At 65.4% G+C, this 14101-nt stretch carries 15 protein-coding genes; 6 read left to right on the forward strand and 9 right to left on the reverse strand.

What is annotated here, in order from left to right:
* The 6 genes from VW23_RS28020 to VW23_RS28040 form a co-directional block, all read right to left on the reverse strand.
* The coding region (locus VW23_RS28020; protein WP_069912761.1) for a DUF2207 domain-containing protein at nt 1-1874 on the reverse strand (1874 nt) is incomplete at its 3' end.
* A gap of 127 nt (nt 1875-2001) precedes the next feature.
* On the reverse strand, nt 2002-2550 hold the full coding sequence (locus tag VW23_RS28025; protein ID WP_176730513.1) for a LemA family protein: 549 nt from the start codon (nt 2548-2550) through the stop codon (nt 2002-2004).
* A gap of 228 nt (nt 2551-2778) precedes the next feature.
* Complete coding sequence (locus VW23_RS28030) at nt 2779-2973, reverse strand: DUF7230 family protein (RefSeq protein WP_069912763.1); 195 nt, start codon at nt 2971-2973, stop codon at nt 2779-2781.
* Between the two features lie 30 nt (nt 2974-3003).
* A complete protein-coding gene (locus VW23_RS28790) occupies nt 3004-3153 on the reverse strand; it encodes a hypothetical protein (protein WP_141728535.1) in 150 nt (49 codons plus the stop codon).
* Nucleotides 3154-3200: 47 nt separating this feature from the next.
* On the reverse strand, nt 3201-3737 hold the full coding sequence (moaB, locus tag VW23_RS28035) for a molybdenum cofactor biosynthesis protein B (protein WP_069912764.1): 537 nt from the start codon (nt 3735-3737) through the stop codon (nt 3201-3203).
* A 5-nt stretch (nt 3738-3742) separates the two neighbouring features.
* Entirely contained in the window at nt 3743-5134 is a 1392-nt protein-coding gene (locus VW23_RS28040; RefSeq protein ID WP_069912765.1) for an MFS transporter, read from the reverse strand.
* Between the two features lie 238 nt (nt 5135-5372).
* Between VW23_RS28040 and VW23_RS28045 the strand changes: the two genes are divergently transcribed.
* From VW23_RS28045 to VW23_RS28055, 3 genes are all read left to right on the forward strand, one after another.
* Nucleotides 5373-5861 (forward strand): GNAT family N-acetyltransferase, encoded by a 489-nt coding sequence (locus tag VW23_RS28045; RefSeq protein ID WP_176730512.1) that lies wholly within the window; start codon nt 5373-5375, stop codon nt 5859-5861.
* Nucleotides 5862-5981: 120 nt separating this feature from the next.
* Nucleotides 5982-6566 (forward strand): Cif family virulence factor, encoded by a 585-nt coding sequence (locus VW23_RS28050; protein WP_084646565.1) that lies wholly within the window; start codon nt 5982-5984, stop codon nt 6564-6566.
* Nucleotides 6566-6958, forward strand: a complete 393-nt coding sequence (locus VW23_RS28055) for a hypothetical protein (protein ID WP_069912766.1) — start codon at nt 6566-6568, stop codon at nt 6956-6958. The genes VW23_RS28050 and VW23_RS28055 overlap by 1 nt, the downstream gene beginning before the upstream one ends.
* A gap of 47 nt (nt 6959-7005) precedes the next feature.
* On the opposite strand, the gene VW23_RS28060 is transcribed toward VW23_RS28055, so the two are convergent.
* Nucleotides 7006-7815, reverse strand: a complete 810-nt coding sequence (locus VW23_RS28060; RefSeq protein ID WP_069912767.1) for a uracil-DNA glycosylase — start codon at nt 7813-7815, stop codon at nt 7006-7008.
* A gap of 43 nt (nt 7816-7858) precedes the next feature.
* On the opposite strand from VW23_RS28060, the gene VW23_RS28065 reads away from it, so the two are divergent.
* The 3 genes from VW23_RS28065 to VW23_RS28075 all read left to right on the forward strand — a co-directional run bounded on the left by VW23_RS28065 (nt 7859) and on the right by VW23_RS28075 (nt 12288).
* Nucleotides 7859-9523, forward strand: coding sequence for an electron transfer flavoprotein-ubiquinone oxidoreductase (locus tag VW23_RS28065; RefSeq protein ID WP_069912768.1), 1665 nt, complete (start codon nt 7859-7861; stop codon nt 9521-9523).
* 147 nt (nt 9524-9670) lie between these two features.
* On the forward strand, nt 9671-11410 hold the full coding sequence (locus VW23_RS28070; protein WP_069912769.1) for a tetratricopeptide repeat protein: 1740 nt from the start codon (nt 9671-9673) through the stop codon (nt 11408-11410).
* 2 nt (nt 11411-11412) lie between these two features.
* A complete protein-coding gene (locus VW23_RS28075; RefSeq protein ID WP_069912770.1) occupies nt 11413-12288 on the forward strand; it encodes a 4-(cytidine 5'-diphospho)-2-C-methyl-D-erythritol kinase in 876 nt (291 codons plus the stop codon).
* A gap of 51 nt (nt 12289-12339) precedes the next feature.
* Here the strand turns inward: VW23_RS28075 and VW23_RS28080 are convergent, their stop codons facing one another.
* Both VW23_RS28080 and VW23_RS28085 read right to left on the reverse strand, forming a co-directional pair.
* On the reverse strand, nt 12340-13005 hold the full coding sequence (locus tag VW23_RS28080; protein ID WP_069912771.1) for an outer membrane protein: 666 nt from the start codon (nt 13003-13005) through the stop codon (nt 12340-12342).
* A 151-nt stretch (nt 13006-13156) separates the two neighbouring features.
* Nucleotides 13157-14101, reverse strand: a 945-nt coding sequence (locus VW23_RS28085) for a polyprenyl synthetase family protein (RefSeq protein ID WP_069912774.1), incomplete at its 5' end; no start/stop codon positions are given.

A 14101-nucleotide genomic window follows, 5' to 3' on the forward strand; every position in this document is an offset into this window, starting at 1 on the left:
CTCATGAGCGCCGCGACCAGCGCGGCGCTCATGCCTGACGCAACCGACGACACCGAGTTGGCGAAGCCGCCCGAGCTGATCGACCAGTCGCGGCCGCTGTAGAAGCCCGGCGCGTAGCTGTCGCTACGCGCATCGGCCACGGCGTTGCGGGCGAGCTCGCCCTCGAAATGTTCCGACCACGGCTTTTCGACGCCCAGCGCAATGGCATAGGGCAGGATGCGCTCGAAGCGCTCGACCGTCATCGGCGGCTCGTTGGTCATGTTCAGCCGGTTCTTCTCGGCCGTATTCATGTACATCTTGAAGCCGTCGAGCTGGTCCATCACCTTGCGGCCCTGCACCGTCGGTGCCCGCATCAGCACGGCGAACACCACATTGACGAAGATGATCGATGCGGCGGCGATCAGCGCCGCGTCGGGGCGGAACTCGCCAATGCGGAAGTCGCCAAGAAAGCTCGCACCGGCGCCGATCAGGTTGCCACCGAAGATCACCGCCCACACCCCAAAGATGATCTTGGACAGGATCGGGCTGCGCCACAGCCCCCTGAGGATGCCGGCGAGGATGCCGAGGAACAGCGCCCCGGCACCGGCGAACACCAGGGTGATCGGGTCGATCATGTCGAATACCACCATGGCGAACAGCAGCGCCGCCGAGAGCGCCACGCCGAGCACCACATAGCCGGTGTTGTTCCTGAAGTAGACCAGCCGGTTCTCGGTCTCGATGGCCGAGACGAACTGGCCGCGCGTCTCGTTCAGCTTGGGACCGGTGGTGGTGTTGACCGTCACCTTGCCCTGCGACCTGAAATAATCGAACAGCAGCCGCTCAGCCGCCCCGAGATCGTCCGGCGGCGCCTTGCCGGTCACCGTGACGCTGAGCGTCTTCCCCGGATTGTCGATCTTCACCAGGCCCTTGACCCCGAGGTCGAAGATCGAGGCGGTAAAGGCGGTCCAGCCGCTCTTCTCCCACCCCATGCCGTCGACATACTCGGCGAGCCCCGGCGAAAACCCCTTGGGCGGATGAAACAGCGGGATGATCGTGCCCTTCTGCGGATCGCGCCCGACGGCGCTCCAGGCAATGAGGTTGTAGAGCAGCACGAGGCCCACTGCGATGCCCGGCACTACGACGTCGCGATGGTCGCTCAGCCAGTAGAGCAGGCCGTCTAGTCCCTCCGGCTCGGTGAGTATGCCCTTTTGAAACGACGCCGCCACGCTGACGCCTTCGCCCGAGGCGAGCGGGCGGTTCGCCCGGAAGATCGCTGTATTGTCGGAGGTGCGGGTGATGGTGACGGCCTGCTCCAGCGAGCCGGGCGCACCCGTATAGCCGACCAGCCGGTCGATCACTGCTCCCTTGGGCAGGGTGATCGAGGCGACGGCTTTGTCGATCGGAAAATTCCAGTAATTGCCGGTGGCGTTCCAGAACAGCTCGTCATGATCGGCAAAGCTGCGGCCCATCCGGCTCATCGTGTAGCGGATGGTGTAGGTGTGCCGGCCGTCGTTCAGCAGCACATCGGCATCGCCGATGCGGATGCGCTTGAAGCCGGCGCCGATATTTTCGAGCGAGTAGGGCTCCACTCGACCGTCGCGCGTCACCGACTGCACCTCGAGATCCGAGCGCAGCCGCGAGTTGTCCGGGTTGATCAGGATCAGCGGAATGTCGCGATAGATACCGCGGCGGATCTCATAGCCCTCGGCATTGACCTCAATGGTCTCGATGACGTCGACCGAGCCATCGGTGTTGAGGGTGATGGCGGACGAGAACGAGGTGATGGCTTCGCGGGCAGTCGCGGGGAGCGCGAAGAGCAGGGTGAGTAGGACAAGGAAAACACTAACGTGCCTCGCGAGAGTCGATAGAGACGGCCCCCTCCCGGCCTCCCCCACAAGGGGGGAGGTGAAGAGTCGGGGTTGAGGCTCGATGGTGCCAAGCGCACCGCCAGGCACCTCCCCCCTTGTGGGGGAGGATGGGAGGGGGCTGTCTGCTTGCATTTTTGGCGCCCTCGCGGTGACGTCAGAACTTCACCGAAGGCACAGCTCGGTCGGCCTCGTTCTCCAGCTCGAAATACTCGGCCTTCTCGAACTTGAAGGCGTTGGCGACGACGTTGGAGGGGAAGCTCTCGACGGCGGTGTTCAAGTTGCGCACCGAGCCGTTGTAATAGCGGCGGGACAGCTGGATCTCGTCTTCGACGTTCTGCAGCGCACTCTGGAATTCGAGGAAAGTGGTGTTGGCCTTGAGGTCCGGATAGGCCTCGGCAATGGCAAGGAGCTTGCCCAGCGCACCGGACAGCGCGCCCTCGAGCGCACTGCGCTCGGCGGGGCCGGCATTGGCTCCGGCAGTGGCGGCGGCGCGGGCCTGGGTAACCGCTTCGAGCGTTTCGCGCTCGTGGCCCATATAGCCTTTCACCGTTTCCATCAGGTTGGGGATCATGTCGGTGCGGCGCTTCAGTTGCACATCGATGCCCGACCAGCCCTCTTCCTTGAGCTGCCGCTTCGACACCAGGTCGTTGTAGACGAAGATCGCGTAGCCGATGGCGGCGACGACGATCGCCAGAATGATCAACCCAGTCATGGAGCCCTCCGCAGGTGATGCTCAAGCGCGCTCTCGGGTTCGAAAGCGCGACTACCAAGACCCTCAAGTGCCGCAAAGTGGCACCGGACCGTGGGCATCGCAATTGAATTGCGCCGGCTGAATGGGAAATGAACGTGTTTTTGGAAGGGCTTCGCGGGGCGGTCTGAATCTCAGGATGAACTTGAAGTCGGTAAATTAGCGGTGTGAACTCGATTCAAGTTATTCACCGTCGCCGTCCTGCTTCTTGGCTTCAAGCACCGGATCGGTCTTGTGCTTGTTCTTCCGCTTGTAAGCCTTGGGATCCGCCTCGACCTTGGGCTGGAACTGGCCCTCGCGCAGCGATCTGGCGGCAGCGTTGCGCGGCGCAGTCTGCTTGCGCGTCAGGGCGACGGTGATTTTCTGGTCCTTGGCCATAGCCGAGATTATCGCCGCGGCGCCGGCTTGTCAGTGCCGTTTGAAGTACTGCACCTCGCGCTCGTGCTTTACGGCGGCTTCGCGATTGTCGAAGGTGCCGAGGTTGCGGCGCTTGCCGGTCTTGGGATCGGTCTTTCTCGAATAGAGCCGGTACTCGCCGGACTTGAGCTTGCGGATCATCGTAGCTCTCCTTTGGCAGGAGAACGCCGGCGGCCTTGCCGCTGTTCCTAGCGCTCGGCGAGACGCGGCATCAGTTCGACGAAGTTGCAGGGCTTGTGCCGGTTGTCGAGCTGGGCCCGCAGGATTCCCTCCCAGGCGTCGCGGCAGGCGCCGCGTGAGCCGGGGAGGACGAAGACGAAGGTCTCGCCGATCAGCCCGCCGGTCGCCCGCGACTGCAGGGTCGAAGTGCCCACGGTGGTCGAGGAGTACTGGTGGAACAGCACCGAGAACCCATCCATACGCTTCTGGAACAATGGCTCCAGCGCCTCCGGTGTCACGTCGCGACCGGAAAAGCCGGTGCCGCCGGTGGTGATGATCGCATCGACACGATCATTCACCACCCACTCCATCACCTTGGCGCGGATCTGGTGGATGTCGTCGCGCACCACGGCGCGCTCGAAGCAACTGTGTCCGTCCGCTTCCATCAGCGATTTCAACAGCGCTCCGGCGCTATCGGTCTCGAGCGTCCGAGTGTCGGACACCGCGAGCACGGCGATCGACAGCGGGGTGAACGGCTTGCTCTGGTCGAGTTCCGATTTGAACATCTGGGCTACTCCGGCTTCGGCTTGTCCGACTTGTCGGTATCACCAGGCCCGTCGCTTTTCACGTGCCGTTCGACGATTACCGTCGGCTCGATCGGGTCGGGCACCAGCAACTCGGTCTCCTGGGGCTGCGGAGCCGCCGCCGGCGCTGCCGGGCGAGGTGTCGGCTTCTCTTCGCCGCGCGGATCGAGCGTCACCGTGCCGGGCGACACGCCCTTTTCGGCACTCATGGCGCGGAAGCGGACCCGGCCGGCGGCGTCGCGCACCGGGCGGATCTTCATGCGCAGGAACGCCGTAACGGCGAGCGCCCCGTGGAAGGTGGCGGTGACGATGAACAGGCCGACCGGCGCGATGGCGTTCATCACCCAGCTGGCGATGATTGGGCCGATGGCAAGGCCGATGCCGAGGATCAGCAGCATGCCGCCGGCGACGCGGCCGAACTCGCCGTCCCTCGCGAAGTCGTTCGCATGCGCCACGGCGATGGCATAGAGCGGGTAGGCGCCGAAGCCATAGAGCCCGAACAGGATGAACATCAGCACGCCGCTGCTCGGGTTCAGCAGCACGGTGACGAGGCCAATCACTGCCGCAAAGCCGCTGAGCCCAACGATCACCAGCCGGCGATCGATCTTGTCGGAGAGGCGGCCGAACGGCGTCTGCGCCACGGCCCCGACCACCGCGGTGACGGCGAAGAGATAGGCGATGGTCGAGGCATCGAGCTTCTGCTCGAAGCCGTAGACCGGCGCCAGCGTGCCGAAGGTGCCGTTGGCCATGCCGCAGGCAAAGGCCGCGATCACCGCCAGCGGCGAGGTCTTGTAGAGCAGCACCACGTCGAGTCGCGCCGAGGAGATCGGCCGCGGCTGCGGTGTCGAGGTCAGGGCGCTTGGCAAGAGCGCACAGATGAAGGCGATGGCGCCGACGACGAACGGGATATGGCCGAAGGTGCCGGTGACCGCCATGGCGAGCTGGCCGACAGTCGAAGCAGCCATGTTGATGGTGGTGTAGACCGAAAAGATCGTGCCGCGGCTGCGGTTGTCCGCCACCTCGTTGAGCCAGCTCTCGACGATCATCGCCGCGCCGGCAAAGCAGAAGCCGGAAAAGGCGCGCATCACGATCCAGCCGATATCCTGAACCCAAAGCAGATTAAGCAGGATCGTGACGGTGCCGATCGCCGACATGATCGAATAGGCGCGAATATGCCCCACCCGTTTCACCAGCAGCGGCACGGTGATCGAGCCGGCGACGAACCCCACCGACCAGCCGGTGCCGATCAGGCCGAGCGCGGTGAGCGAGAACCCCTCCTCGGCGCCACGCACCGAGAGCAAGAGGCCCTGCAGGCCGCCTCCGAACATCAGGAGTGCCGAGCCGATGAACAGGGCATAGATCTTGAGGGCGGAGGACATGGCGCTTTCTATGGGTTTCGGGTCCTGAGGCGCTTGCCCTTGGAGTCGGACCAAATTCGGGCGGCACAATCAAGCGTCATCACTATTCTTGGCTGGATAGTCTTAAGTAGGGGTCAAGACCAGGACCGGTCCCCCGCCTAATCGCGACGCGTTCAGCCGCCGTTCACTGCCGTTCGGCGTATCGGTGTGGCCACATCACCTGGTTCAGGAAGGCCGGGGCGCAATGCGAGGCGACGAGATGACAACCGCACGACTGCGGCTGGTGCCGCTCACAGCTGAACACCGGCAGGCCTTTCAGCAATCGCGCGAGGCGTTTGCGGCGCTGCTCGGCGTCACTTTGCCGGCGGGCTGGCCGGAGTTTCCCGAAGCGTTCGGTCCCGGCTTCCCCGAGGCGCCGGCGCCGTGGTCGCCATACCTTTTTCTCCACCGCGACGAGCCGAGGCTCATCGGCAATGGTGGCTATGTCGGCGCTCCCGACGCCGACGGTGTCGTCGAGATCGGCTACGAGATCGGCCCCGAGCACCAGGGACGCGGCTTTGCCACCGAGGCCGCCGGCGCGATGGTCGCCACGGCCTTCGAAGCTGGCGCCCGAGCCGTTATTGCCCACTCCCTCGCCGAGACCAACGCCTCGAACGCCGTGCTGCAGAAGCTCGGCATGCGCTTTGACGGCGCGCTCGAGCAGGAGGGGATGCAAATCTGGCGCTGGCGTATCGATCGGCAGGATTGACAGCCAGCGCTGATCAATTGTGTGCAGCATATCGCTGAAATCATGTCACTGGCTTCATCGCGCCGACCGGCGGAGAAGGCGGCCCAGACGGCGGGGCGCCACAGACATGAGTTTTCTCCGATGTTCCAGTCCAAAGATAACAACCGCTCCTCGGCTTCCGTGCCTGGCGCTTTCTCGAGGCGGCTCGCCATCGCAGCCGGTGTGATCGCGCCGTTTCTGCTCAAGGCAGCAAAGGCCGAAGCGCCGCACGACGCGGTGGTTGCGAGCCTCGTCGACCGATCCGAGCGCCAGGCCCAGCTGTTCAATGCCGGCCGGATGGAGGAGTGGGTCGAGCACGTCCGCCTCGGCGACGACTTCACCCTGATGCAACCCTTTGGCGGCCCGGCCATCCACGGCTTCGACGCTTCGCCGCAGCACCTGGCCGAGCTTGCGGCCCGCTTTCAGAATGGTGACGCCAGCCTCGAACTGGTGCAGGCGGTGGCGACCGATGATCTGGTCCTGCTTGCCTACATCGAACGCCAGGACGGTGAGGTTTTCGGCTTGCCGAAGCAGGATTGGTCGCTGCGCGTCACTCAGGTGTTCCGGCGCCAGGGCGCCGACTGGCATCTGGTACATCGCCTTGCCGATCCGCTGGTGCGCTCGATCTCGCTCGCGACCACTGCGGCGCTTGCTGCCGGCCGCGACCTGGCGGTCGAGGGCTGGTGATGCGGATCTGGCACTTCTGCTTCATCATGGCCGCCGCAGCGGCGCTGGTCGGCATGAGTCTGGGCATCTTCATGGGGGCCAACGAGGATTTCACCCTCGCCCCCGTGCATGCCCACCTCAACCTGCTCGGCTGGGTTTCGATGTTCCTCTACGGCCTTTACTACCGTGGGGGGCAGCATGCTCTCGGTCGCCTGGCCCGGCTGCAGGTCGGGATTGCGGCACTGGGTTTCCCGGGCATGACGGGAGGTCTTGCGATCCTGCTCACCGGCGGCGGCTCGGTTGCCTACACGCTGGTGATGGCCGGCTCGATCATGACCATCAGCTCGATGCTGCTGTTCATGGCTGTGCTGGTGCGCGATGCCTTCCGGTCGCGGCGGGCCATCGGCGCTTGAGCGTGAAAAGTTGACTTACGCAGCCGATCCACGGACCGGCTGCTTGCTCATTCGCCGATCGCCTGTTTCAAGCTCAGCATGTCGCGCCAGGCCAGCGCTTTGCTGGCCGGGGTGCGCAGCAGATAGGCGGGGTGCAGCGTCGCCAGCGCCCGCGTCTGGTGGCTGTTGATCTTCAGGTCGCGCCACTGGCCGCGCATCCGGGTGATGCCGTTCTGGGTCTGGAACAGCGACTTGGTAGGGACGTTCCCGAGCGTCACCAGGAATTTTGGCGCCACCAGTTCCACCTGCCGCAGCAGGAACGGGGTGCAGAGCGCCATTTCTTCCGGTGAAGGGTCGCGATTGCCCGGCGGGCGCCACGGCACCATGTTGGCGATGTAGACCTTGCTGCGGTCGAGCCCGATTGCCGAGAGCATCCGGTCGAGCAACTGCCCGGCGCGGCCGACAAAGGGCTTGCCCTGCAGGTCCTCCTGTTCGCCCGGGCCTTCGCCCACCAGCATGATCTCGGCCTCCGGGTTGCCATCGGCAAACACCAGCTGCGTGGCGCGTTTCTTGAGCAGGCACCCCTCATAGGCGTTCATCACGTCGCGCAGTTCGTCGAGTGTCTGCGCAGCGGCGGCCAGCGCGGTGGTTTCGGTCGGATCCGAGGTCAGCGAGATGGCAATGGGCGCGGCGGCAGGAGTGGCAGTCGCCGCGACGGGTGCTTCCGGCGCCGGGATCGGCCGCGCCCGCGATGGCGCTGCGGACGCGGCGAAGCGATCGACCGGCTCGTCGCCGACCGCGAAATCGACCCCGACGGCGCGATACCAGTCGAGCGCCGCCCGGGCTTCGGCGTCATTTAGCGGTCGATTTTCGGACATGGGTTCTGTTATGTCACAGCCCGCTTTCTCCCGCCATCCGTGAATGGACCTGACCTTGGCCGACGCCGGCAATCGCGAGATCCTCGAGACTGACGTGCTGATCGTCGGGGCCGGTCCTGCGGGCCTCAGCGCCGCCATCCGGTTGAAGCAGGTGGCGCCACAGCTCTCCGTCACAGTGGTGGAAAAGTCCGCCGAGCTGGGCGGGCACATCATCTCCGGCGCAGTGATGAACCCGGTGGGGCTCGATGCGCTGCTGCCGGGCTGGCGCGACATGGGCGCGCCGGTCGGGCCGGCGATGACCCGCGACACCTTCCACTTTCTCACTGCCACCGCCGATATCGCGCTGCCGCAGCTGATGATCCCACCGCAGATGCAGACGCCTGGCGCGGTGATCGTCAGCCTCGGCGATCTGGTGCGCTGGCTCGGCGAGCAGGCGCAGGGGCTCGGTGTCGACATCTTCCCGATGACCGCGGCGGTGGACGTGCTGACCGGCGAAGGCGGCCGGGTCGAGGGCATCATCACCGGCGATCTTGGCGTCGACCACGCCGGCCAGCCAAAATCCACCTATGCCGCCGGCATTGGTCTCAGGGCAAAATACACCCTGATCGGCGAGGGTGCGCGCGGCTCGCTCGCCAAACACCTGATCGGCCATTTCGGCCTCGCCGACGGGCATGATCCGCAGCTCTACGGCCTCGGCATCAAGGAAGTGTGGGAGATCGCACCGGAGCGGCATGAGGCCGGGCGCGTCGACCACTATCTCGGCTTCCCGCTCGACAACACCACTTCTGGCGGCGGTTTCGCCTACCATGCTGACGGCAACAAGCTCTATCTCGGCATCGCCGTGCATTTGAGCTACAGCGACCCGACGCTCTCGCCCTTCGGCGAGTTCCAGCGCTTCAAGACCCATCCGGCGATTGCACGGCTGCTCGCAGGCGGCCGTCGCCTGAGCTATGGCGCCCGGGCGATGACTTCGGGTGGGCTGCAATCCATCCCCGAGCTGGCGTTTCCGGGCGGCGCGCTGATCGGCTGCGCCGCCGGCTTCATGAACGTGCCGGCGCTGAAAGCCATCCACAATGCCATCCGCTCGGGCATGGCCACGGCCGACCGGGTGGCGGCGGCGATCGGCGAGGGCAGGGCGCACGACACGCTCGAGGGGCTCAACGATGCGGTGCTGGCAACCGGCATTGGCGAGGAGCTGAGACGGGTCCGCAACGTCAAACCATTCTGGTCGCGCTTCGGTACTTATCTCGGCGTGCTGCTGGGCGGCTTCGACATGTGGTGTGAAGCCCTGTTCCGCGTCTCGCCGTTCGGCACGCTGCGGCACGGCAAGGCGGACTACCAGAAATTGCGGCCGCTCAGCGAGGTGACGCCGCGGCTCTATGCGCGCCCCGATGGCACAACGACCTATGATCGCGCCGCGTCGGTCTATCTCGCCAATCTCAGCCACGACGAGGACCAGCCGGTGCACTTGAAGCTGGCCGATCCGGACCTGCCGGTGCGCGAGAACCTGCCGCGCTACGGCGAGCCGGCGCCACTCTATTGCCCGGCCGGCGTCTACGAGTTGGCCGAAGAGGGCGGGGCGCCGGTGTTCCGCATCCACGCTGCCAACTGTGTCCACTGCAAGACCTGCGACATCAAGGATCCCGCCCAGAACATCACCTGGGTGCCACCCGAGGGCGGCTCGGGGCCGAACTATTCGGGGATGTGAGGTGCCGCAGCCGTGGCAGGCAGCATCGCCTCACGACGTCCAATCCCTCACTTCATTGTGCCTGCCTCTTGCGGCGCAGTCGCAAAATCGCCCATGTTTCTTGGGCTAGTCAGCCGCATCCTGCCTTCCTCGGAGATATCGAGCCTCGTGACCCATAAAGCCCGTCTCGCTTCCGGCGTCCTTCTCGCCGTCGCGCTCACCATCGGCGGCGCCGCGGCGCTGGAATCAGGCGCGACTTTCCCGCTGATGGATCAGAGCGTGACCGGCAGCTACCTGGCCGGCCGGCAGGCGCTCTCCGACCTCAGGACCGAGGACGCGGCGCGCTATTTCCGCACCGCCGCGGAAGGCGACTGGGACAACCCGATCATCGTCGAGCGCAGTTTCATCGCTTATGCCGCGAACGGGCAGGTCTCGGATGCGGCGCGCGTCGCCAAGCACCTGCTCGAACTCAGCGCGCCCAATGACCTCGCGAGCCTTGTCATTGGCACCGAGGCGGTGAAGCAGCGCCGCTACGCCGCGGCCGCGAGGGAACTCGAAAATGTCGGTGGCGACACGTTCGCCGGCATCACCGGCGGTCTGCTGCATGCCTGGGCGCTGGTTGGCGAGGGCAAAAAGGCCGAAGCCAACAAGGTGCTCGACGAGATCGGGCAGGGCGGGCTCGAGGATTTTCTGGTCTTCCACCGCGCGCTGATGGCCGACGTCGAGGGCGACAGCAAGTCCGCGCTGGAATTCGCCGCCAAGGCCTATGAGGCCGATCCGTTCGTTGCTCGCATCGTCGAGGCCTATTCGCGCATGCTGGGCAATGCCGGCCGCTTCGATGAAGCCGAAAAGGTGATCGCCAAGTTCGAGGCCGAGGGGCTGGATCACCCGTTGATCGCCGCGGTGAAGGCCAAGATCGACAACAAGCAGCGGCCGGGCGTGTTCGCCACCGACGTGCAGTCGGGCGCCGCCGAGATGTTCCATTCCGTGGGCGTGGCGCTGGCGCGTGAAGGCAGCCCCGATGTCTCCGCGGTGTTCCTGCAGCTGGGCATGTATCTCGACCCCAAATCCGATGTTATCGACCTGGTCTACGGCCAGTTGCTGGACGGCGCTGGTCAGCACGACGCGGCCAATGCCATCTACGACAAGCTGCCGGCGGATTCGCCGATGAAGCCGATGGCGGTGGTGCGCGTTGCCGAGAACCTCAGCGCCACCGGCGACCGCGACGAAGCGCTGCGCCGGCTGGGCAACATCGTTGCCTCGAACCCCAATGATCTCGAGGCCCTGTCGGTGCTCGGCGACATGCAGCGCGCCGCGCAGAAATATGCCGAGGCCGCCGACACCTACACCAAGGCGCTGGGCGTTGCCGGCGGCGATGCCCCGGGCGACTGGCGCTTCTACTACGTGCGCGGCATCGCCTTTGAGCGCGCCAAGCAGTGGGACAAGGCCGAGACCGATTTCAAGCGCGCGCTGGAGCTGAACCCGGACCAGCCGCAGGTGCTGAACTATCTCGGCTATAGCTGGGTCGACCAGGGTGTGAACCTGATGCCGGCGCTCGACATGATCGAGAAGGCCGTCGCCGCCGCGCCGAACGATGGCTACATCATCGACAGCCTGGGCTGGGCCTTCTTCCGCCTTGGCCGCTTCGACGATGCGGTGAAGCAACTCGAGATGGCCGTGCAGTTGCGCTCCACCGATCCCGAGATCAACGATCACCTCGGCGATGCCTATTGGCGCGCCGGCCGCAAGCTCGAGGCGAGGTTCCAGTGGAACATCGCCGCCGCCGTCGACCAGGAAGGCGCGGTGAAGGAACGAGTGGCAAAGAAACTCGCCGGCGGCCTCGATGCCGTGGCGCCGGCTCCCGATGCGGGGCCAGTGGCGGAAGGTCAGGCCGCGCCCGCCCAGTAGCCATGCTGCAAGGCACTGTCTCCGAGGCGGCTCCCGCCAAGGTCAACCTGGCTTTGCATGTCACCGGCCGGCGCGCCGACGGTTACCACGAGCTCGAAAGCCTGGTGGTGTTCGTCGATGTCTCCGACGAGGTGACGGCGCATCCGGCCAAGACCGACCGGCTGCGCGTCGCCGGCCCGTTTGCGGCGGCGGCGGGCGGCGGCGATTCCAACCTGGTGATGCGCGCCGTAAAGGCGTTCCGTGCGCGTTGGCCGGATCGGCTGCCCGATGGCCTCGATATCGCGCTGACCAAGAACCTGCCGGTCGCGGCCGGCATCGGCGGCGGCTCGGCCGATGCGGCGGCGATGTTGCGCCTTCTCGCTGGCTTGGCCGGTGGCAATCTCGACCTGGCCGAGCTCAGCGCGCTGGCCCTGACGCTTGGGGCAGACGTGCCGGTCTGCCTGTTGTCGCAGCCCTCGGAAGTGCGCGGCGTCGGCGAGATCATCCACCCGCTGCGCGGCTTCCCGCCGACCCACCTGGTGCTGGTCAATCCGCTGGTGCCGGTGGTGACGGCCGACGTCTTCCGCCGGCTCGAGCAGCGGACCAATCCACCAATGCCGGCTTTACCGCAGCCGCTGACCCGGCCGGCGCAGCTCGGCCTGTGGCTGGCCGAGACCCGCAACGACCTCGAGCCCGCCGCCATCTCCCTGGTGCCGGCGATTGGCGAACTGCTGCGTGAACTACGGGTGCTCGACGGCTGTGCGCTGGCCCGAATGTCAGGCTCCGGCGGCACCGTGTTCGGCCTCTTCGGCTCCGCTGCCCAGGCGCATCAGGCCGCCCACGACATGCGCGCCAAATACCCCCAGTTCTGGGTGGCCGCGGCGCCGGTGATCAGCTGAAACGACAACGGCCCCCGAAGGGGCCGTTGTGAAGCTTGCTGATCGGTTGGATCAGAAGTGGAAGTTCACGCCAGCTTTGATCGTGTGGGTCGTGATGCTGGTATCTACCGGGAGCAGGCCGCCGAAATAGTCATAGGTGACCGCGCCGTAGTCCGCATAGTTGTACTCAAGCTTTGCCGAAACGTTATCGCTGACCATTGCCTCGGCGCCGACGCCAACAGTCCAACCCACATGGGTCTCGGTGACATCATCGATGATGAAGACCTCACCAGTGGTGTTGGCGACTGCCACGCCAGCCGTCGCGTAGAGCAGGACAGCGTCCCAGGCATAGCCAAGGCGGCCGCGCAGCGACGCGGTCCAATTGATGGTGCGGTTGGCCGGGATGCTCAGATCCTCGCCATAGATGCTTGCCAGCGCGACGTCGCCTTCGATACCGAACACAACGCTATCCATCTGCCAATTGTAGCCGGCCTGGGCACCCACGGAGAAGCCGTCGAGATCATAGGAACCATCCGGCGGACCGCCGCCGGCAACCTCCCAATCTACCGTACCCGAACTCCAGCCGATGTTGCCGCCCACATACGCACCAGTCCAGTCACCTGCTGGCACTGCTGCGGCCATGGCAACTTCGTCGACAATCAGGTCTGCCGCGTTCGCCGCACCGGCCACGCCCAGCAGCATTACGCTAGCCAATGCAATCTTCGTCTTGGTCCACATAGACGTCTCCTTAAATTCAATATCTGTCGATTACGGGAGGACTTTTTGGGTGTCTATTCACATGTGGCGTGATGCAGGTAGAACCATGGCCATATGTTGCCGGCCGGCCACAATGCCTGTCACATTTGGCCAATCGCGATACTGATAAGTATTAATACGCCCGAGCGACGGTGAATTCGGCGATCTCGCCGAGCAGCGACTTCATTTCGCTCAGCGGCAGGGCCTTGAGGGCCTCGCGGGCGCGGTGGGCGTGGGTGAACGCTTGCTCGATGGTGCGGCCCAGCGTGTCGTAGCGCTCGAAGATCGCCACCACCTGCTTGAGCTCCGCCTCGCCGGCATCGACATGGCCCAGCGTCCTGGCGACGATCTCGCGTTCGGCCGGCGTGGCCTGCTGCAGGGCGAGGATTACCGGCAAGGTCATCTTGCCTTCGCGCAGGTCGTCACCGGTGTTCTTGCCGAGCGTACCGGCCTCGCCGCGATAGTCGAGCACGTCGTCGACCAACTGGAAGGCGAAACCGAGTTCGCGGCCGTAGCGGCGGAGCGCCTCGCGGCCCGCGGCGTCGGCGCCACCGGCCATGGCGCCAACTTCGGTTGCCGCTTCAAACAGTTTGGCGGTCTTGGCGCCGATCACTTCATCATAGTCGGTGGTGCTGGCGCTGAGATCGCGCGTCTTGGCGAGTTGCAGCACTTCGCCCTCGGCGATGATCGTCGCGGCCTCGGCGATCACCTTGAGCGCGGCGATATTACCGGTATCGACCATCATCATGAAGGCCTGGCCGAGCAGGAAATCGCCGACCAGCACGCTGGCCTGGTTGCCCCATTTCATGCGCGCTGCGGCGCGACCGCGGCGCATGTCGCTCTCATCGACCACGTCGTCGTGCAGCAGGGTGGCATTGTGCATGAACTCGACGGCGGCGGCGAAGTTGACCTCGCTGCCATTGGCCTTGCCGAACAGCATGGCCGCCGCGATCGTCAGCATCGGGCGCAAGCGCTTGCCGCCGGAATCGATCAGGTAGCGCGCCACCTCGGGCACCAGCTCGACATGCGAGCTGGCCTTGGCGAGGATCATCGCGTTGACCCGATCCATGCCCGGGCG

It is taken from the genome of Devosia insulae DS-56 (assembly GCF_000970465.2).
Lineage (GTDB): Bacteria > Pseudomonadota > Alphaproteobacteria > Rhizobiales > Devosiaceae > Devosia_A > Devosia_A insulae.